17 protein-coding genes and 1 pseudogene are annotated in these 17,313 nt (G+C 55.2%); 6 read left to right on the top strand and 12 right to left on the bottom strand.

Translation table 11 applies throughout. The features are described from left to right. Positions 1 to 3: 3 nt before the first annotated feature. The 5 genes from K1567_RS08630 to K1567_RS08615 form a co-directional block, all read right to left on the bottom strand. A complete protein-coding gene (locus tag K1567_RS08630) occupies positions 4 to 294 on the bottom strand; it encodes a hypothetical protein (protein WP_259444992.1) in 291 nt (96 codons plus the stop codon). Positions 295 to 518: 224 nt separating this feature from the next. Next, positions 519 to 1,898: an MFS transporter gene (locus K1567_RS08625; protein WP_220698371.1), complete on the bottom strand. Its 1,380-nt coding sequence runs from the start codon at positions 1,896 to 1,898 to the stop codon at positions 519 to 521. A gap of 10 nt (positions 1,899 to 1,908) precedes the next feature. Further along, a complete protein-coding gene (locus tag K1567_RS27510; RefSeq protein WP_259444991.1) occupies positions 1,909 to 2,127 on the bottom strand; it encodes a hypothetical protein in 219 nt (72 codons plus the stop codon). Beyond that, positions 2,081 to 3,067, bottom strand: coding sequence for a hypothetical protein (locus K1567_RS08620; RefSeq protein ID WP_259444990.1), 987 nt, complete (start codon positions 3,065 to 3,067; stop codon positions 2,081 to 2,083). The genes K1567_RS27510 and K1567_RS08620 overlap by 47 nt, the downstream gene beginning before the upstream one ends. Positions 3,068 to 3,088: 21 nt before the next feature. After that, positions 3,089 to 4,075 (bottom strand): aldo/keto reductase, encoded by a 987-nt coding sequence (locus K1567_RS08615; RefSeq protein ID WP_220698370.1) that lies wholly within the window; start codon positions 4,073 to 4,075, stop codon positions 3,089 to 3,091. A gap of 314 nt (positions 4,076 to 4,389) precedes the next feature. Between K1567_RS08615 and K1567_RS08610 the strand changes: the two genes are divergently transcribed. Both K1567_RS08610 and K1567_RS08605 read left to right on the top strand, forming a co-directional pair. Further along, positions 4,390 to 4,692 (top strand): hypothetical protein, encoded by a 303-nt coding sequence (locus K1567_RS08610; protein ID WP_177409492.1) that lies wholly within the window; start codon positions 4,390 to 4,392, stop codon positions 4,690 to 4,692. Between the two features lie 138 nt (positions 4,693 to 4,830). Next, positions 4,831 to 5,403, top strand: a complete 573-nt coding sequence (locus K1567_RS08605) for a TetR/AcrR family transcriptional regulator (RefSeq protein WP_078050233.1) — start codon at positions 4,831 to 4,833, stop codon at positions 5,401 to 5,403. 433 nt (positions 5,404 to 5,836) lie between these two features. On the opposite strand, the gene K1567_RS08600 is transcribed toward K1567_RS08605, so the two are convergent. The 4 genes and pseudogenes from K1567_RS08600 to K1567_RS08585 all read right to left on the bottom strand — a co-directional run. Beyond that, positions 5,837 to 6,490, bottom strand: a complete 654-nt coding sequence (locus K1567_RS08600; RefSeq protein ID WP_220698369.1) for an RraA family protein — start codon at positions 6,488 to 6,490, stop codon at positions 5,837 to 5,839. Positions 6,491 to 6,517: 27 nt separating this feature from the next. Next, positions 6,518 to 7,573, bottom strand: a complete 1,056-nt coding sequence (locus K1567_RS08595; RefSeq protein WP_220698368.1) for a D-isomer specific 2-hydroxyacid dehydrogenase family protein — start codon at positions 7,571 to 7,573, stop codon at positions 6,518 to 6,520. A 64-nt stretch (positions 7,574 to 7,637) separates the two neighbouring features. Next, on the bottom strand, positions 7,638 to 10,325 hold the full coding sequence (locus K1567_RS08590) for a phosphoenolpyruvate carboxylase (RefSeq protein WP_220698367.1): 2,688 nt from the start codon (positions 10,323 to 10,325) through the stop codon (positions 7,638 to 7,640). Positions 10,326 to 11,101: 776 nt separating this feature from the next. After that, a pseudogene (locus K1567_RS08585) lies at positions 11,102 to 12,263 on the bottom strand (integrase domain-containing protein); the annotation flags it as partial. A gap of 573 nt (positions 12,264 to 12,836) precedes the next feature. On the opposite strand from K1567_RS08585, the gene K1567_RS27940 reads away from it, so the two are divergent. Continuing rightward, positions 12,837 to 12,950, top strand: a complete 114-nt coding sequence (locus K1567_RS27940) for a carbohydrate porin (RefSeq protein ID WP_162946134.1) — start codon at positions 12,837 to 12,839, stop codon at positions 12,948 to 12,950. A gap of 300 nt (positions 12,951 to 13,250) precedes the next feature. On the opposite strand, the gene K1567_RS08575 is transcribed toward K1567_RS27940, so the two are convergent. Further along, the gene (locus tag K1567_RS08575; protein WP_220698366.1) at positions 13,251 to 14,099 is read right to left on the bottom strand and encodes a hypothetical protein; all 849 of its coding nucleotides are present in this window, start codon (positions 14,097 to 14,099) and stop codon (positions 13,251 to 13,253) included. 147 nt (positions 14,100 to 14,246) lie between these two features. Here K1567_RS08575 and K1567_RS08570 point away from each other — a divergent pair, with 147 nt between their 5' ends. The 3 genes from K1567_RS08570 to K1567_RS08560 all read left to right on the top strand — a co-directional run bounded on the left by K1567_RS08570 (position 14,247) and on the right by K1567_RS08560 (position 15,728). Further along, positions 14,247 to 14,408: a hypothetical protein gene (locus K1567_RS08570; RefSeq protein ID WP_220698365.1), complete on the top strand. Its 162-nt coding sequence runs from the start codon at positions 14,247 to 14,249 to the stop codon at positions 14,406 to 14,408. A 104-nt stretch (positions 14,409 to 14,512) separates the two neighbouring features. After that, a complete protein-coding gene (locus K1567_RS08565; RefSeq protein ID WP_008436723.1) occupies positions 14,513 to 14,713 on the top strand; it encodes an AlpA family transcriptional regulator in 201 nt (66 codons plus the stop codon). Positions 14,714 to 15,071: 358 nt separating this feature from the next. Then, positions 15,072 to 15,728 (top strand): inovirus-type Gp2 protein, encoded by a 657-nt coding sequence (locus K1567_RS08560; protein WP_047335636.1) that lies wholly within the window; start codon positions 15,072 to 15,074, stop codon positions 15,726 to 15,728. 99 nt (positions 15,729 to 15,827) lie between these two features. On the opposite strand, the gene radC is transcribed toward K1567_RS08560, so the two are convergent. Both radC and K1567_RS08550 read right to left on the bottom strand, forming a co-directional pair. Further along, a complete protein-coding gene (gene radC, locus K1567_RS08555; RefSeq protein WP_220698364.1) occupies positions 15,828 to 16,325 on the bottom strand; it encodes a DNA repair protein RadC in 498 nt (165 codons plus the stop codon). Between the two features lie 46 nt (positions 16,326 to 16,371). Next, a complete protein-coding gene (locus K1567_RS08550) occupies positions 16,372 to 17,295 on the bottom strand; it encodes a hydrolase or metal-binding protein (RefSeq protein ID WP_220698363.1) in 924 nt (307 codons plus the stop codon). Positions 17,296 to 17,313: the final 18 nt, after the last annotated feature.

Raw genomic sequence — 17,313 nt, 5'->3', positions numbered from 1 at the left:
TGGTTAAACCGCCGTAAAGTGTTCGAACTGCCAAGGGCACAACTCACCTTCGGGCTTGTGAAACAGGGCATTGATGGTGTCCAGCGGCGTCCAGTAGGTCTGGATGCCTTGGAGGCTGCCAAGGAAGGGTAGAGCAATTTCCAGCACGCGTTGGTGGTCCATCTGTTCCGGTTCGACAATTCCACGGTCTGGGTTTTCGATGGCCCAGAGGATACCCGCGTACACACCGGCGGCCACTTGTAGGCTGGTGGCGGTGTTGAACGGGGCAATCCGGCGCGCTTCGTCGATGCTCAAGATTGAGCCGTACCACTAGGCATTCAAGGCGTGGCCCATGAGCAAGACGCCCAGTGCGTCGACACCATCGGGGGCAATCTTGTCGTTCATGATTCGCTTGGTGTTCCGGAGCTTTCAGCCTCTGCCGACATATTCATGCACCGACAACAGCGCATCGTGCCTCGGTCTTCATGACTGCTTGCATGTTCAATCTCCATTGCTTCCAGGGTTTATTGAGCACTGCTTCAGGTGGCCGATTGCGCGGCCAGGGGTTGCTTGCGCAACAACACGAGCGTCAACGCCCAGCCCGCGGCCAATAGCAGCGAGGACAAGGCGATAACTTGGGCGAACCCGTGGCCGAACTGGGCTGCATCGGTCATGTTGATCAACAGGCTGAAGATGGCTACTCCGATCAGGCCACCCACTTGGCGCGAGGCATTGACGATGGCGGACGCCACGCCGGACTTATCACTGCTGACGTGGTTGACGGCAGTGGCGGTGAGGGTGGGCACCGTGAGTGAAATGCCGAAGCCGATCACAAACATTTGTACGGCGATGTTGGCGTAAGGTGCGCCATCCACGAAGGGTGTCAGTGCCACCACGCCGAGCAGCGCGATGGCCAGGCCCAACGCCAGCAGGCGCCGCTCACCCAACTTGGGCAGCCAGCGGGCAGCCAGCTGATTGCCGAAAAACAGCACGCCGGTCATAGGGATAAAGGCCAGCCCGGTATTGATCACCGAGTAGTGATTGACCTGCTGTAAAAAGATGCTGAACACGAAAATCAGCCCGTAGAACACGAAGTTCACGATCACGCCCAAGATCGAGACCAGGCTGAACGCCGCGTTGTTGAAGACCGTGAGCGGCACCATCGGCCGGGCAGTGTGTGACTCGACCCACAAAAACCCGAGCAAGCCGCCGACAAAGCACACGGCATGCACCGCAACGCGCAGGTCGACACCGTTCTGGCGGCCCAACTCGATCACCGCGTAGGTCAAGTTGGCCAAGGTAAACAACGCCAGCAACTGCCCCCACAAATCGAAACCGCCTTTGTGGTTGGCCGGGATACGTGGCGCATTGATCAGGCACAGCACGATGCCGATCAGGCCAATGGGCAAGTTGATGAAAAAGATGCTGCGCCAACCGAACACACCAATCAGCAAGCCGCCCACCACCGGGCCGGCGGCCAGCGCAATGCCGGCAACGCCCGCCCACAAGGCAATGGCCTTGCTGCGTTCGGCGGGCACCTCAAAGGTAATTCGCACCAGCGCCAGGGAAGTGGGCACCAACAGTGCCGCGCCGATGCCTTGCAGCGCGCGAAAGCCGATCAGCGCGGGCAAGGTTTCCGCCAGGCCGCAACCGAGCGAGGCCAAGGTAAAGACCGCATACCCCCACAGGAAGATTTTCTTGTGGCCAAACCGGTCGCCCAACGCGCCACCGGTCAGCAAAAACGAGGCAAACAACAGCGTGTAGGCGTTGACGATCCATTGCAGTTGCAGCACGTCGGTGGCGAACTCGGCCTTGAAGCTTTCAAGGGCCACGTTGACCACGCTCACATCGAGCAGCACCACCACAAAGCCAAGGCAGGTGGCGAACAGGGTCAACTTCTTATTACTGGAAGTATCCATTATCAATTCCTCAGGAGGTGTGGAGCGCAGCCGGCAGCGACTCCAGGGTCGCCTCGATCTGCGCCTTGAACGCCAGTGCCGTAGCGCGCTCGACTTTCAGCGAACTGAACGCCAACGCCGCATGCCAGTTGCCATTGAACCTGCCCAGGTGCAGGATGAAGTCGTAGTTGCCGCCGGAGCGGTTAACCAGGGTTGAAAACCCGAGCACAGCCGGCGCGGGGTGAGTCAAGAAGCGGTCCAGCGGCCCGGTATTGGTAAAAGCCAGTGCGGGTCGCGGGCTGTCGTTGGCCGCACTGGCTGGGGGGGGCGCCCAGTTGCGCGCGGCCCTCGGCGACCGCCTGCGCATAGCGCTCAATACAGCCGATCACGCCTGGGTTTTGCCGTGCAAAGGCGGTTCTGCGCACATCGATCAGGCAGGCCTTGGTCAACGGATGGCCATGGCTGGCGGGCTCACGCAGTGAATACGCGGTGAACAAGTCGAACGCCGGCACATCCGCGAAGCTCAGATAACTGTGCGCCAGCACCCCACCCCAAATGGCATTGGTGGTGAAGCCAGACCCCGCGCGCAGTTGATCCAGGCGTTCTGTGGCCTGGTGGCTGACCTGCAGCCGGACAAAATCGGCGTAGCTGGCTTTACCCGTCTCAAGGGGTGACCCGCGCCAATGCTTCAGGCGGATATGGAACGCCTGCGACACCCGGCTATCGAGGCTCGCGGGCATCGCACCGAGGTAACCGGCCAGGCTGTTGACCAGCCTGGCGGTGCTGTAGCCGTCGGAGATCGCATGGTTACGCGTCAGCAGAATGTGGGTCTGGTTGATCTCGGCATCGGCAACCACTAACGCGCGCCAGCCCTCTTGATCCCCCAGCAAGCGGTTCAATTCAAGCTTGAGCAATACGTCGGTACGCTGCGACGGTGGCGTCGTGCTGGTCGACGACTGCACGTGATTGTCGACCGGCACGAACCCGTACCGGTCATCACCGACAGGCACAATCTTCTGGTGCAGGAACGGGTACTCCGCCACCAATTGCGCGAACGCTTTGCGGGCCTGCACAGGGCCCACACACCCAGGCACCGTCAGCAACGAGGTCACCTGAGTGTTGCCGTTATGTTGCAAAAAATTCTGGTGAAAGCGCTGTTCCGTTTCGTCGAGCAAGCGGTGCGGTTGCATGGCTGGCCTCCCTGGCAGTGCCTATCGGTCGATGAACTGCATCATTCGCTGCTCGTAGCGCTCACCGGCAACCGCCCACTGCCCCAGCAAGGCCTCGATCGCCTGAAGCTGCTCATCGCTGAGTACGCAGTCGTCGGCGGCGACGTTTTCTTCCAGGTAGGCCACTCGTTTGGTGCCGGGGATCACCGCCAGGTGCGGGCTGCGCGTCAGCAGCCAGGCCAGCGCCAGTTGCGCAGGCGTCATCGACCAGGAGGCGGCCAGCGCCAGAATCGACTCGGTCAGAAAGGTATTGGCCGCGAAGTTCTCTTCGCGAAAGCGCGGGTCCTGCTGACGGAAGTCATTGGCGTCGTAGTGCGTGGCGCTGACGGCCTTGCCGGTCAAAAACCCTCGGCCCAAGGGGCAGAACGCGACATAGCCGATCCCCAGGTTGTGCAGCAGCGGCAAGATCTCTTGCTCGACATTGCGCTCCCACAACGAGTACTCGCCCTGGACTACAGATATCGGGTGGGTTTTATGGACGCGCTCGATCGTGCTTGTCCCCACCTCACAGAGGCCCAGGTACTTGACCTTGCCCTGCTCAACCAGGCGTCCCATCGCGCCTACTACCTCTTCGATGGGAATGGTGGGGTCGAGCCGGTGCTGATACAGCACATCGATGTGGTCCGTGCCCAGCCGTTTGAGGGAGGCCTCGACGACCTTTTGCAGATTGCTCTGCGAGCTGTCGACGCCAACGATCTGGCCGTCGACGATGCGAAAACCAAACTTGGTGGCGATCACCACCTCTTCACGCCGACCGGCAAACGCGCGCTGCAACAGCCGCTCGTTGGTAAACGGCCCATACGCCTCGGCCGAATCGAAGAAGTCCACGCCCAGCTCCAGCGCACGGTGCAGGGTACGCACCGATTCGTTGTTATCCGTCGCGCCATACCACTGGCTCATGCCCATGCAGCCAAGGCCGATGCGGCCGACACGCAGCCCTTGAGTACCCAATGTGATCTTGGAAACCATGGAATCGCCCTCCTTGTGATACTGATCGTTCTACATAATTTTCAAAAAATCGGTTCTCCGTCAACGCAAAACTTCAATAAATAAAATTTAATTTTCGCCTCAGCGCGGAAAAAACGATCCAGAAACCGTCCTAAAAACCTTTGAATAACAGATGCTTGATCAATAAAAACGGCACTTTATTAATCTCGTCATATAAACCAAATGATTGGATCCAATAAATAGAAATATATTGACACATAAATTTCGGAGGACTAAACACTCACAACAGAGACATACCAGTCTCTCTTTTCTTTCACGTGATCGAGGACGAACGCATGGGCAAGATGGACTCTTGGATCGGCCATTGGGAACGCAGGGTGCCGACCTTCAAAGCTGAATGCGCCCAAGCGCAAGCGAACTATTTGGAAAGGCTCGACAAACCCCTCAGGACACAGGAACACGTGCTTGAGGACATCATTTCGGTGTGCCAGAAATCGCTGTTCTGGAAGGAAAACGGCTTTCACGTCAGCCACTGCAACGGCCGCATCACTCGCACCAACATCCCGGTCATGACCTACGAAGGGTTCCGCGAAATCCTGGTGCGTGAAGGCCAGCAAAAAGGCGGGATACGGCCGTAGACGGCGGGGATACCGTGAGCTTTACCTGAGTTTTTGCGACATATGGGCGAAACACCGAATGGAGACTGAGATAGACTGATCTATATCGTAATGTTACGGTTTTCGCCCATCCCAACTACTTGAACCTGGAGTTCCGAGTTGTCCGTATCGAAGAAGCAGCATGTCGTCGACACTGCTACCAGCCTGTTTTCCCAGCACGGTTTCCACCCCGTAGGTGTTGACTGGATCATCGAAGCGTCGGGCGTCGCCAGAATGACGATGTACCGTAACTTCAACGGTAAGGAAGACTTGGTCAAAACCGTGTTGACGCAACGCTCGGCGCATCTGATCGAGCAATTGAAAGCGCGCATGGATGAAAAGCCCAGCCTGGAAGAAAAGATCATTTCGATCTTCGATTGGCGCGGGCAGTGGTTCTGCTCCACCAGCTTCGCCGGCTGCCTGTTCGGCCGCGCAGTGGCGGAATTTCCGGAGCACTCCGATATCCGCGAGATCGCCCTCGACTACAAGCACAAACTGCATGCGCTGGTAGAACACGAGATAGCCCGCCACCACACCCCCGATACAGCGAAGACCCTCGCGACCTACATCATGATGTTGCTCGACGGGGCCACGGTGAATGCCCAGGCCTTCAGCAAAAGCCACTTTGCCGGCGATGCCTGCGATGCGGCGTTGATGTTGCTTCGATTTAACATGGGCAAGCAGATTCGCTGAGCGTTTTAGCGGTGTGCAGCGATGTCTGATAGCTGCATCTCTCTCGCCTACCTTTGTCACACCCTGGATGATCGAGGCGTTCATTTGAGCGCAGGGAGCGCCAGATGTCCTCGGCATAGGCCTTGGTAACGGAGTCTTTTTTCAGCTCAAACCAAGCAGTTTCGACCGCTATCCAGTCCGCTACAGGATACTACTCGGCTTTCCTCTAGTTCATTCGCATCGCCATCCGTAACTTTGCAAACCGGCGTTGCCTGAGGGGAGCGATACTGACTTTTCCAATTCCTGTTACAGACGTTCTGCGGCCGTGATGTGCTTGAAGCTGTTTGCTTTGCAGAAGATTGTCGCCATTAACCGATGTCTCGCAAAGTGCCGGCGTATAGCTGATAGATTTCGGGTAGCAATCAGACACACTCGCCATCAGTCAACGCTATCGTCAGCTACGTGGGGTTTGTAGTGCGTGGTAACCATAGTCGGCCCGCGCCTGGCGCAAAGGCACTCCCGTCTCGATAGCCGCACGGATATGCTCTTCGGCCTGGTGGACTTCTTCGGCTACCGCCAGCACTTCGCTCAGCGACCCGGCCGGAATCACCACCAGGCCATCGCCATCGCCGCGCAACCAATCATCCGGTTGTACCCGCACGCCGCCCAGCGTCACGGGCGCCTGGATCGCTTCGACACGCACACGATCCTTGCCGGTGCGCATCCAGTTACCTCGGGAAAAGATCGGGTAGTTGAGCTCCAGCGCACGGTCGACATCGCGGCAGATACCGTCAATCACCGTCCCGGCCAACTGATTACGGGCGGCGGTAGAGGTCAGCAAGTCGCCCCACACTGTGGTGTCGAGCCGCGCTTGGTTGTCGATCACCACCACTTGGCCCGCCTCAAGGTCGTCGATGTAATCCCCCACCGAGCCGCCGTCCAGGCCAATAGGACCGTAGCGCAGGGTCCAGGCTTTGCCTGTGAGATTGAACGTGCGATCCAGGGGCATGATGTCGGTGCACTGGCAAACGATTTTCAGGCGGTCCATCGCGTCGCTGAGGTCGGTGCAACTCAGGGCGTTGATACGGGTAAAAATAGAGGTTTGCATGATATGGCCTTCCTTGTGTCCGGTCGGTTAACGCACGATGGCGGCGTTACTGAATGCATGGATCTTGTCGACGATCTGGCGCGATGCCGACCTGATTGCCGTGGTGGTATTGCCGGCAATATGCGGCGTCAATTGCGCGCGGGGAATGCCGGTCAGTGGAGAGTCGAACCGGTCCTTTTCCAGGGCAAAGGTATCGATGGCGACCGCCTTGATATGCTTGGGAAACTGGCGCATGAAGGCTGCCAGTTGCTGTTCGTCAACGATCCCGCCGCGTGCGGTATTGATCAGGATTGAACCTTGGCGCATCTGCCGGAACTCGGCAGTGCCGAACAAACCTCGGGTCAGCGTGGTTAGCGGGACATGGATCGAAACGATGTGCGCCTCGGCCAGTAACTGCGCCAGGTTTGCTCGTCGTTCAAGCTCAAGGCTGCGCGCCACCGGTTCGGTGAAACGCTCCGACCCGGTGGCGATCACCTTGATGCCCAACACCGTAGCCTTGCGTGCTACCTGCCGGGCAATGCTGCCGGTGCCCACCAGCCCAAGCGTGAGTTCGGCGTATTCGGAGGTAGGTGCCAAGGCGCCTTTTGCCCAATGGCCGTTGTGGGTTTCGGCGTTGTAGTAATCCAAATCGCGAGACAGAAACAGCGCCTGGGCCACGACGTATTCGGCAACAGCGGTCGCGTTGGAACCCGGCGTGTTGAGTATCGCCACGCCACACTGCTCGCACTCTAGTCGATCAATATGGTTAACCCCGGTGCCTGCCTGGGCAATGGCGCGCAGTGGTGTAGACAGCGCGGGTGAGGTGGCTGCGCGAATCAGGCTAGCGCCGAAGGGGATATTCAGGCGTGTCTTGAATACGCTATAACCCCCGGCCTGATTCACGGCAGCAATAAAGTCAGGCTCGTCGTGGCAGTTAATCTCGGCATACTGAATGCGCGTGGTGTAATGCTGCCGGATGCGGTCCTTTTCCGCGAAATAGTGCAGATTGAGGGTAACGGCCAGGCCCAGGTTAAGGAAGCGATCGACTTCTTCAAACAGCAACGGTGGCCCGGGGGCGTCGAGTATCAGGGTAGTAAACGCCATACAGTTGATCCTCTTGGAGGGTAGCGCCTGCCGATACCCAGGTTGCCCTGGGTATCGGGACTGATCACCAAGTGAAATGTTGGGCGCTGGTGGGATCGACCAGACCTGCATCGGTACTGGCGGCCGCGAGGAACCCGCTGTAGAAATCATTCAGCGACGAAGACTGGATGAACTCGGGATTGCTTTTGGCGTAGATAAGAAACAACCGATAGATTCTCAGGTTCTTTTCCTTGCGGTAGACCTCTGCCTTGAGGCTAGGCCACGGGTTGAGCAAGCTGCTTTCCTTGATTTTCCATGGATCCACCCACTCGGTGCCGGTAATGGCTCTGTACACGAAGCGCTTACCTTCAATCACTTCCAGGTGCAGGCTGGCCAGCAGCTGTTCGGCCGTTCCGACTGCTTCGGTCTTCAAGGCTTCAGCCAGCGCCAGGATGTTGGTCTTCTCCGGGATGCTGCCGGTCAAGGTCAGCCAGGCGCATTTCAGGTCGGTTCGCGCGATGGCATAGGCCATACCTTTGACGTAGGTATGAAAACTCTCATCCTCGTTAAACGCCGTCGACAATTGCGCCGCCGGCTCTCGCGAAAACTGCCCGACGCCGATCAGTTCGCTGTGTAACCCACCGGCCAACAGCGCACGGGTCCAGGGAATTGCACGAATGGCATCTGGCCGGGACTCGAAAACCTTGATGTTAAAGATGCGAGAAGGCGGCCTGGTGCCCTTGGCGGTGGCCCTGACCACATCGAATCGCGCCAAGTCCCGCAGCAGGGAAGGCAGGGCTGGATGCTCGAAGAATGTCGCCTGGTAGCGGCGCACCACCTCAACCCAGCGTTGAATCCTGCCCGTAACGACCTCCTCGGACGGTTGCGACTGGGGCTCGGCGTGCATGCGGTACAACTGGCTGAGGAAGTTGACGGACTGCTTGCGGGTCAGCAGATGAGCGCGCATCTCCGCGCACCCGGCCAGCATGAAGCGGGTTTCCGGACCCTCCAGCGCACCGAACTCCTGCAAGGTCTCGGCGATCACTCCGTTACACCGTGCGTGTTCCCCGCCCATGATTACGTGGACAACCACCTCGACACCGTAGCGGGCCGCGATCCGCTTGTGCTGGTTGGCAATGGCCATGTTCAGTTTGTGCATGGCCTTGCCGCCTTGTTTGCCGGTGTCGCTTGGGCCAAACGTGATGTATTGGCGGTTGCCTCGCGTTGCCAGGTGCTGGCGGTACAACGGGTTTTCGTACACCTCATGCACCGTGGCCAGCGTGCGCTCGGCACCTGCCAGGTCTTCGGGTTGCAGGGCGATGTCGATACCGTCCCGCACCTGGGCCGCCTTCATCAGGAACAACACCTCCAGCGCGCTGAGGGCCGAGGTGTATTCGGCGATCCCGTGGATTTTCATGCGGTCGCGATACCGATCGATCATTTCAAACCGCTCGAGCGCATTGCGCGCATCGTGCATGCGGATGTAGCTCGGGTCCTGCTCCATCAGCGCGATGTAATCCTGGCCGGCGTATTGCTGGGCTTTCTTGGTGTAAATCGACGCGGTGCGTTGCAGATAGCCTTGCCACAGGGCAGCGGGAGCCTGGGACTCGTGGCCTTCCAGCGCGACCTCAAGCGCGGCCTGGCGCGCACGCTCATCCAGCTCATGATAGTGCCGGCCCTGGCCCAGGCCGATGGTTTCCAGCCACTGGCTGGAAAGAATCTCATCGACCACGCTGCTGAACATCTCAGCGTTTTCACGAAACTCGATATCCAGGTAGTGAAAGCCAAACGCATGCACCCGCAGCAGCAAGCGGTCAATGGCGGCCGGCTGGGTAAAACGGATGCTGCCAAGTGCTTCGATCAGCTCGGCGGGCTGCTCGAAATGCTCGGGATGATCCTTGCCCAGGCGTGCGCGAATCTCTTCCAGGCGATGCCGTGCGCCGCCGTCCTTGATCAGGCTGTCTATATCAGCGATGTAGCGATTGCGCAGCGCGGTTTCCAGCGCCACGACCAGGGTCTCGGTGTGCTGGTTGGTGTCATAGGGGCGGCCATCTTTGTCGCCGTATAACCAGGTAAACAAGGTCAGCCATTTTTCCTGCGGCGCCAGGCCCAGGGCGTGATGCACGTCGGGTAACGCGTCATACACACTGTCGGCGTAAAAAATCTGCGACTCGATATCGGTGCCATTACTGCCCGACCACACGGCGTTGTACAACTCCAGCAGGAGCTGCGCAGTGGCCTGGGGCTTTTTCATGCCACGGTCTTCGACGTGCTGCGCCAGTTTCTGCAAGACCAGCACGACGGAATGCTTGAGCTGGTCGGTCTCTTTGCACAGCAGCCCCAGGCTGATATTTACCCCCGATGGGGCTGCAATCAACTGCGAGTCGAGCGTGAGCAACTGACGGGGCAGGCTGGCTTGCGAAGCGATCTGGGTGGCCACACTCCTAACCGACAATTCGAACAGCAGTTGCTTGATCAGCAACAGTTTCCAGAAAGCCTCGACGTCTTTGCTAGAGCGGGATTCGAAGAACGCCTTGCCCAGAGCCGCCGCCAGTTTCGAATCAGCCTTGTCCAGATACGACAACGTATCTATTTCGGCGTAGATCCTCAGGCAGGCGCGAGTGTGCGGGGTTTGCGAAGCATCATCCATGTTTGCCTTGAGTGCGTGCTCCAATGCTCGCCATAGAACGTCATGCAGTAACGCGGGGTTGGTATGGCCGATTGAGGGGCGAGTTGACGTGTTTTCCAGTATGGAGTTGATCACATGATTCATGGGTTCAAGCCTCGATAATTGTACAAATCCCTTGTTTGCATTGCGCCAAACAGCCACAAGCAAAATCATCAATGTCCCAGGCTTAACCCACTGCGTCACAACGAACGGAACTCACCTGTTCGCCGACAGAAAGCCCTTGTCGGTACCGAAAAGCGGCAATAAATTCGAAACAACTCGTTACATCTGTTAGCAATAAAGCACGCCCCCGTTTTCTCGACAAAAGACCTTTTTGGAATAAATGGCATCGAAAAAATGATAGGGAGCTATTCAATATAATTGGATGAAGCTCTAATTTCGAACGCCGATATTTTCTTAAGCTTCTGTTTTTTCGAGGAGAAAAAAGCTGAAAGAAAAAATAGCCAAAAAAGCGTTGGTGGAACGGGGAGGTATTTTCTAGATGAATATGAAAAAAGTTTCACGACGTTAACAGCTGCTCCCCGCTCCAATACAAGAGCGTTATATGATCCAAATAAAACTATTGGAGGTTAAATACGCCAGTTGGCGCTGGAAAGCTCGTCTCGGCGGCTCCCTTGATGGTGAACGACAAGCTATTTCAGCGGTGGGGTGATCACGTGCGAAAATCGCAAGTCGTTGTTGACTGATAGATCATTCAAGCGTGAGTCCCTGAGTGTGGGAATGCAGAGCCTTCCCGCACTCAGGGACTTTGACTTAGGAGCGCAGGCGTGCGGGAGGTTTTGCGATAGTCGTGAAGCCTGTCCCCATACTGCACCACACGGTTACACGGTTTTTCGCCGGTGCCATCAGCTCTAGGATGCTCAGCGTATCGGTACGACGTTGAAGTCTCTGGTGTAATTGATCGCGGTTGCCGAAAGGCTGCCGGTGGCCGCCTTCTGGATATGTTCACTCCACCAAGCCATCATCGGACGCCGGCGTTCGATGTAATCCGCCCGGTTGTAGGCGCTTCGAACTTCGTCTTTATCGACATGCGCCAGCGCGACTTCGATCAGTTCCGGGTCCCACCCATGCTCGTTCAGGATTGTGCTGGCCATGGAGCGCATGCCGTGGCTGACTAAGCGGTCCTGAAAGCCCATTCGTTTCAATGCCATGTTGGCTGTCTGGCTATTCGCGCGGGTGCGCGGATTTCTATCTGACGGGAACACATACCCTGTGGCCGCTATGGGGCTTAAGCGTCTCCAATAACGAGAGTGCATGTTCGGTCAGCGGGATTGTGTGCGGACGACGCTTTTTCATTCGCTCTGGAGGGATGGTCCAGATGCGTTTTTCGAAGTCGATGTCTGCCCATCGGGTAGTCGCCGCTTCGGCAGGGCGGGTCATAGTGTGTAGCTGCCATTCGATCAGGCAGCGGGTCGTCCGCTTGATGCTGGCGTTCGCGATTTCCATCATGAGTTCCGGAAGCTCATCTGGTGGTAGCGCTGCCATGTTCTCTTTCTTAGGTTTCTTGGACACCGCTCGAATGCCGCTGAGAGGGTTGGCAAAGATCATTCCGGAATTGACCCCGTAGGTCATGATCTCGTTAAGGCGCTGGCTCACTCGCTTAACTGTCTCGAGGCTGCCTTTGGCCTCAATCGGACGAAGGAGCTTGATGACCATTGGGGCGCTGACTTCGGAGAGAGGCGTTGATTTCATGCTCGGAAAAACATGCAGTGTGAAGGAGCGCCAAATGTCTTCGGCATACGCCGGCGTGACGGAATCCTTCTTCAGCTCGAACCAGGCGGTGGCCACGTTCTCGAAGGTGTGTTCCGTTTCCGCTCGTTTGGCTTCCTGTAGCTCATTGCGCTGAGCTTTTGGGGCGATGTCCTGTGCAAGCAGCTCTCTGGCCTCAACGGTTTTCTTCCTCGCTTGCGCAAGAGAAACCTCGGGATAAGAGCCGAGTGCCATGTTGATTCGATTTTTGGTGACGGGATGCCGGTAGTTGAAATTCCACTGCATCGAGCGATTGACCCTGACTCGCAGTTGGGCCGGGGTAATCTGAATTGATTCTATAACATGTTGATTATTATGAATTATTTTTGGTTAAATTTTTTATTGGAATACCTTTTGGAATACCATTCGCGAATCTTCTTAAATTCCTACCTTTACGTCGATCAATGCTCAATTCCACAGCTGTTCGTCGGATCTCACTTTTGAGCGGAGCCAACGGCTTCTGATGGCCATTGCTGGCGATTGTGCATTCCTTCACTCGCTCTGGTGAGTCAGCACATGCCATATTGCCTTCGAGTACAGCAAATGGGCGGTCTCTACTACTTCCTGCTCCAACGCCCGGCGAATACCGCGTCGGCGGCTACTACAGTACCACCAAGGCTGACGATTTCTATCTTGCTGCGGACGTGGCACAGGAGCCGCTGAGCGATACAGGCTTCAAATCCCACAACAACAAACACGGCGCCTAGTGGGTGGTGCAGCATCAGGTCTACAAGGATGCGACCAACCCGGCCCGGGCGCTGACCTTGTTCAGCGACGCCACTGTGCATAACAAGGCAACCAACAAGATCGATCGCTACATCCAGCCCGGGATGTTCTACATCCAAAGTGGAGCTTTACTACGGCTTCCTGGTCAGCAAGTGGCTGACTGCGCGGCCAAATATTCAATACGTGGTGAGTCCTGGCGTCAACGATGTCGACAATGCCTGGATTGCCGGTTAGAAGTTTGAAACTACGTTGTAGTGCAAGATGTGCCAGGTTTGGCGCTGGGCCTAGTTTCTTTGCCTGCGTGAGTTATGAGAGCCAATACTAGTTCAGTCGGGGAGGACGGACCCAGGCCGTACAATATGCTCTGCTTAACAGCTGCGTCACAGCATGGATTGGCACGATGCAGAGCAGGTAAATAGAGAGCAGCCATTGTATCGCTCTCTTGAGATAGATCCTGCTGGGCCGTAAAATAATCCGAGAGTGAGGTCGGGTCTTGACCGGAGATCTATCAGGTATCTATTTCTGCAAAGTCCACTAATCTTGATTGAGTAGTTTGGAGTTTTTCAGTTTTTCAGCAATGTACGTAGCGTTTATCTCTTCTTGCGCTATGAGGATTTCTATTGCTCGAGCACGACTGATTTCATGTTGTTCGCATATTTTGTCTAAACTTCGAATGGCCTTGTCGGAAAGTATAAAGTTGTACTGAGACTTTCCTAATAGGTTGCTTCTGTATTTTTGCTGGCTCCATCGTGCTTTAATTTTAGTAAGGTAGAGCTCCCTTTGTTCGTTGATGATAAAGTTTTCATCAAAATATATTAAAAGGTCTTCATAGTCTTCAAACGGGGGGCGTGAGAGATTGAGTTGAGTGTTCTTTGTAAGCCATTCCCACGCGAGCAAGATTTTTTGGTTGTCGTCTTTAAACCATCTGAAAGGTTTGTCAGTGTTTTTTTGTGATCTCCACAGTTCCTCTATGTTTTTTAGTTCAATACGCTTGTAGGTGATGTCGGCTTCCCAGCAGTCTGCGATGTAATACAGCCTGTCTATTCCATGTAGGTTTGTTGGGATCATGAATGGAATAAGTCCTGAAGCGCTAAGTAATCGATTACTTACCCATGAGATTTGGCGTTTGCCCTCATGTATCCACTTGAAGTGATCCTGATGAAGTAGTTTTGCCGCTTCCTGTTGTTTCAAAGTCTCAGCGATGTGTGGGTTTAAGCTCAAGCACTCTGCGATTACGTTGCGCATCTCTCGCGGCGCTCTGTCGAGGGGGCCAATATTGAGCCCGTATTCTTGGAGGCGTTTCCATAGCCAAATATCCCTGCGGTCATTGACTAAATTGTCTCCCCAGAGCTGAGAAAGATTATCATTGATTCTGATGGCCATTTTATAAGTCTTCTAGAAAAAATTCAGTAGCTTTATAGCACAAACATAGACATTTTGCATGAGTTTTATAGTGTTTAGCTAGAATATTTATAGTAGATATTTTTGATGATGGGGCCGAAATTATACGGTGTTTAAGGCATCAGCACCATGGACTTCGCCCAACTGAGCACCCGTGAACAAGCCGCTGAAGTGCTGCTGGGCCTGAACAGCCTTGAGGTCAACAAGGGGCGGCTGCCGAAAGGTCTTCAAAAATCCGTCAACGCCGCCCATGGCAAGGAAGGGTCGCTTCTTACCATGCCCGTTTTCTAGCCTCTGAGTGGTTCATTGACTCGCCAGTAGACAGGAGTTTCGTGGCCCTCAGTAAAGTTCTACTGACCTTGCCAATCCTCTGGACGAATACAGGAGATGCGTTCATGAGGATAATTCGATTGAAAGAGGTCATGGATCTAACTGGCCTTGCTAGATCTACGATTTACAAGTTTATTTCGGGAGATTCATTTCCCAAACCTATTTCCTTGGGGGACCGTTGTGTAGGTTGGCTGGAAAGTGAAGTTCACGATTGGATACTAAGTAAAGTTAAAGAGCGGGATCAGTTGGTGAAGAATGATGCTTGAGGATCTGCTGCGTTTGCCTTTGTGAATTTCACTGGCTCGGTTCTAGTTAACACCATGAAGGAACTTATCCTTCATGGTGTTTTTCCAGAGTTGTTGTTTCTCTGTAATGTATCTTTTTTAACAGGGCTTGTGGGTGTTTTATCTAGTGTCGTGCCGTCAGAAAGTTTCGGTATTGGTATTATGCTTATACAGTATCTCTATTGTGAGTTTGGCTTGTCTGTACTGGTTAGGTGTAGGGGTGTGTCGGAGGGAAGGTAGGCACTCTAAGCAGAGCAGTACTGTGCTCTACATTCTTAGGTGTAAGTAAAAATGTACTAGTGGGCCTGACTATATGAAACTAAATACTCGGAGCTCCATCATGGCTAGATATCCAGGCAACACGAACTTAACCCTTCATTACGAAGGTTCTTATCAAGGCCTGACCGTGCAAGTGGATAAGGGACCCTTCATCCAAGAGTACCTAAACCGTCTTCATCAGACGGTATCTCGAGCGCTTAATCAGTACCCTCGTGTGTTCGCATTCAGATTTGACCTGCGGCTACCAGCTAACAATCAATTGCCCGATTACGCTTTCACGAACGAAGTTATTGACCGCTTCATCGAATCCTTTAAAGCCAAAATCAAGCACAATCGCCAAATGGCGAAACTTGTGAACAAGTACGCTCACGACACCAAGGTGCGTTACGTCTGGGCTAGGGAACAAGGGCAGCACGCGCGACCACATCATCACTTTGCGATCTTGCTGAACTACGATGCATTCAATGCGCTGGGTAAGCTCGAATCAGGCAGAGACAACATGTTTAATCGCTTGGAAGGAGCGTGGGCAAGCGCTTTAGGGTTATCAGTAGAGGCTGTCAGGGGATTGGTCGAGATTCCACAAAATCCTTACTATCACTTGTATCGCGACGAGATAGCCGGACAGGCAGCCTTCTTCCATCGTGCGAGCTACCTGTGTAAGTCGAGCACGAAGGTTTTTGGGGATGGTTCCCATGGTTTCGGGTGCAGCAGAACCTGAGCACAACGCTGAATCACGACAAAAAAATAGAAGGACACCGTGCCGACGACCACCCAGGCAATGCCAAAGGCGGTCCATCGGACGGTGTGTACATTGGAGTTAAAGGTAACCTCGTTCAGCCAGCGATACGCAGCCTTCATGACCTACAACGATGTGATCCAACGTCTGGGTGCCAATCATGCTGAGGGCGTTCTTGAGCGCCTGGGTTAGCGTGCGATCAGCTTGGCTGGGTTCAGGGTCGCCGGATGGATGGTTATGTACCAAAATCACCGCTGCCGCATTGTGCTCCAACGCAATCTTGACCACTTCTCGCGGGTAGACTCTGGCGCCATCCAGTGTGCCTCTGAATAGCTCCCTGAAGGCAATCACTCGATGTTTGCTGTCGAGCAGTAGTAGCGCAAAGACCTCGTGCTCGTGGTACTGCAGCAGTGTTTGCAGGTGGCTAAAAACCTGCTTTGGCTCCGTTAATGCCCGGCCTTTAGACAGACGGCTCATTGCCAATTGTTGTGCCATCTGCAGGATGTCAGCCTCGGTAACCGGGGATTCCATGACATAGGTACCGATTGTTTCACCGGATATCAGCTTGTGATATTTCATTCGGGTATTCCTGAGTGAATAGGGAAGGACGCAGAAGACTTGGTGGCTACTGAACCGAAGACCTGCTTTTGTGCTGCGAGGCTCGCGATTCCAGCTTCTGGGCAAGTGAGGGTTTGGCAGGCGCTGCCGGTGGAGGGGGGTTGAGTTCTATATGGCTGGGCTGATCTTCAATGGGAGGGAAGAACTCCTCGACGATGGCACCGGTGTCTTCCACGGTGTCCTCAAAGGCCCCGTTGTTAAAACCCTGCCTTGCCGCTTGATCTAAGGCGCTTTGGTCAAAGCCTGCGGCTTGGCGGGTCTCCTCCAATTGCTTGGCTGCAAGTAAGGCATCCTCCATGCCCAGACCGCTGCGTACCGTGATGTCTACGTAGAAAATCGGTGCACCGTGGCTTTGTCGAGTGGACTTGCCGCGGAGACGCAACTCCAGCGGCAGGCAGGCCAGGCGATCGCCGGAGATGGCTTGCAGATAATGCAGTCGCGCTGCAAGGGTGCGGATGCTGTTGTAGCCGGTGGTGCGAAAGACAAAGCTGCCAAGTGGATCGTCATCGCCAATCACAACGTTGAGCCGGCCGTAAGGTTTGCAGGCATTGCCTTGAGCCAGTGTGCAGCCATCCGGTGAAGGGCAGGGCAACGACTGAATGCCCTCCTTGGTCAGACGCTTGCAGGTCTCACCATTGCCGACGCACAGCGGCCGTCCAGTGTTACGGTCGAACAGGTTGTAGTCAGCCCGAAAGTTGAGGTCCGGCTCGTTGAAGAGCAGCCGAATCGGAATGCTGCGCAGTTTGCCGTCCTTACCATTGCGCAGTTCTTCGTTAAGGGGATGCAGCAACCAGCCGTCACGGTTATGTACTTGGGAGGTGAGGGTGAATTGATCGTCCTTTTCTGGCAGACGCTTACCGTTCTTTTCGACGACTTTGCCGATGGAAATTCGGCCCAAAACCGGCGGTGTGATGGCTAAACCTTTGAGCATGGGAATTTTCCTGTCATT

Origin of the sequence: Pseudomonas sp. S5F11 (assembly GCF_019641515.1) — a bacterium.
In the GTDB taxonomy this organism is placed as follows: domain Bacteria; phylum Pseudomonadota; class Gammaproteobacteria; order Pseudomonadales; family Pseudomonadaceae; genus Aquipseudomonas; species Aquipseudomonas rhodesiae.
This window is presented reverse-complemented; position numbering and strand designations above follow the sequence as displayed.

Excerpts from the sequence above, each read along its gene's own strand:
- radC (WP_220698364.1), bottom strand. The coding sequence starts at position 16,325 with ATGAAATATCACAAGCTGATATCCGGTGAAACAATCGGTACCTATGTC.
- K1567_RS08570 (WP_220698365.1), top strand. The coding sequence starts at position 14,247 with ATGGACTTCGCCCAACTGAGCACCCGTGAACAAGCCGCTGAAGTGCTG.
- K1567_RS08565 (WP_008436723.1), top strand. The coding sequence starts at position 14,513 with ATGAGGATAATTCGATTGAAAGAGGTCATGGATCTAACTGGCCTTGCT.
- K1567_RS08590 (WP_220698367.1), bottom strand. The coding sequence starts at position 10,325 with ATGAATCATGTGATCAACTCCATACTGGAAAACACGTCAACTCGCCCC.
- K1567_RS08625 (WP_220698371.1), bottom strand. The coding sequence starts at position 1,898 with ATGGATACTTCCAGTAATAAGAAGTTGACCCTGTTCGCCACCTGCCTT.
- K1567_RS08550 (WP_220698363.1), bottom strand. The coding sequence starts at position 17,295 with ATGCTCAAAGGTTTAGCCATCACACCGCCGGTTTTGGGCCGAATTTCC.
- K1567_RS08600 (WP_220698369.1), bottom strand. The coding sequence starts at position 6,490 with ATGCAAACCTCTATTTTTACCCGTATCAACGCCCTGAGTTGCACCGAC.
- K1567_RS08615 (WP_220698370.1), bottom strand. The coding sequence starts at position 4,075 with ATGGTTTCCAAGATCACATTGGGTACTCAAGGGCTGCGTGTCGGCCGC.
- K1567_RS08595 (WP_220698368.1), bottom strand. The coding sequence starts at position 7,573 with ATGGCGTTTACTACCCTGATACTCGACGCCCCCGGGCCACCGTTGCTG.
- K1567_RS08620 (WP_259444990.1), bottom strand. The coding sequence starts at position 3,067 with ATGCAACCGCACCGCTTGCTCGACGAAACGGAACAGCGCTTTCACCAG.
- K1567_RS08560 (WP_047335636.1), top strand. The coding sequence starts at position 15,072 with ATGGCTAGATATCCAGGCAACACGAACTTAACCCTTCATTACGAAGGT.
- K1567_RS08575 (WP_220698366.1), bottom strand. The coding sequence starts at position 14,099 with ATGGCCATCAGAATCAATGATAATCTTTCTCAGCTCTGGGGAGACAAT.
- K1567_RS08610 (WP_177409492.1), top strand. The coding sequence starts at position 4,390 with ATGGGCAAGATGGACTCTTGGATCGGCCATTGGGAACGCAGGGTGCCG.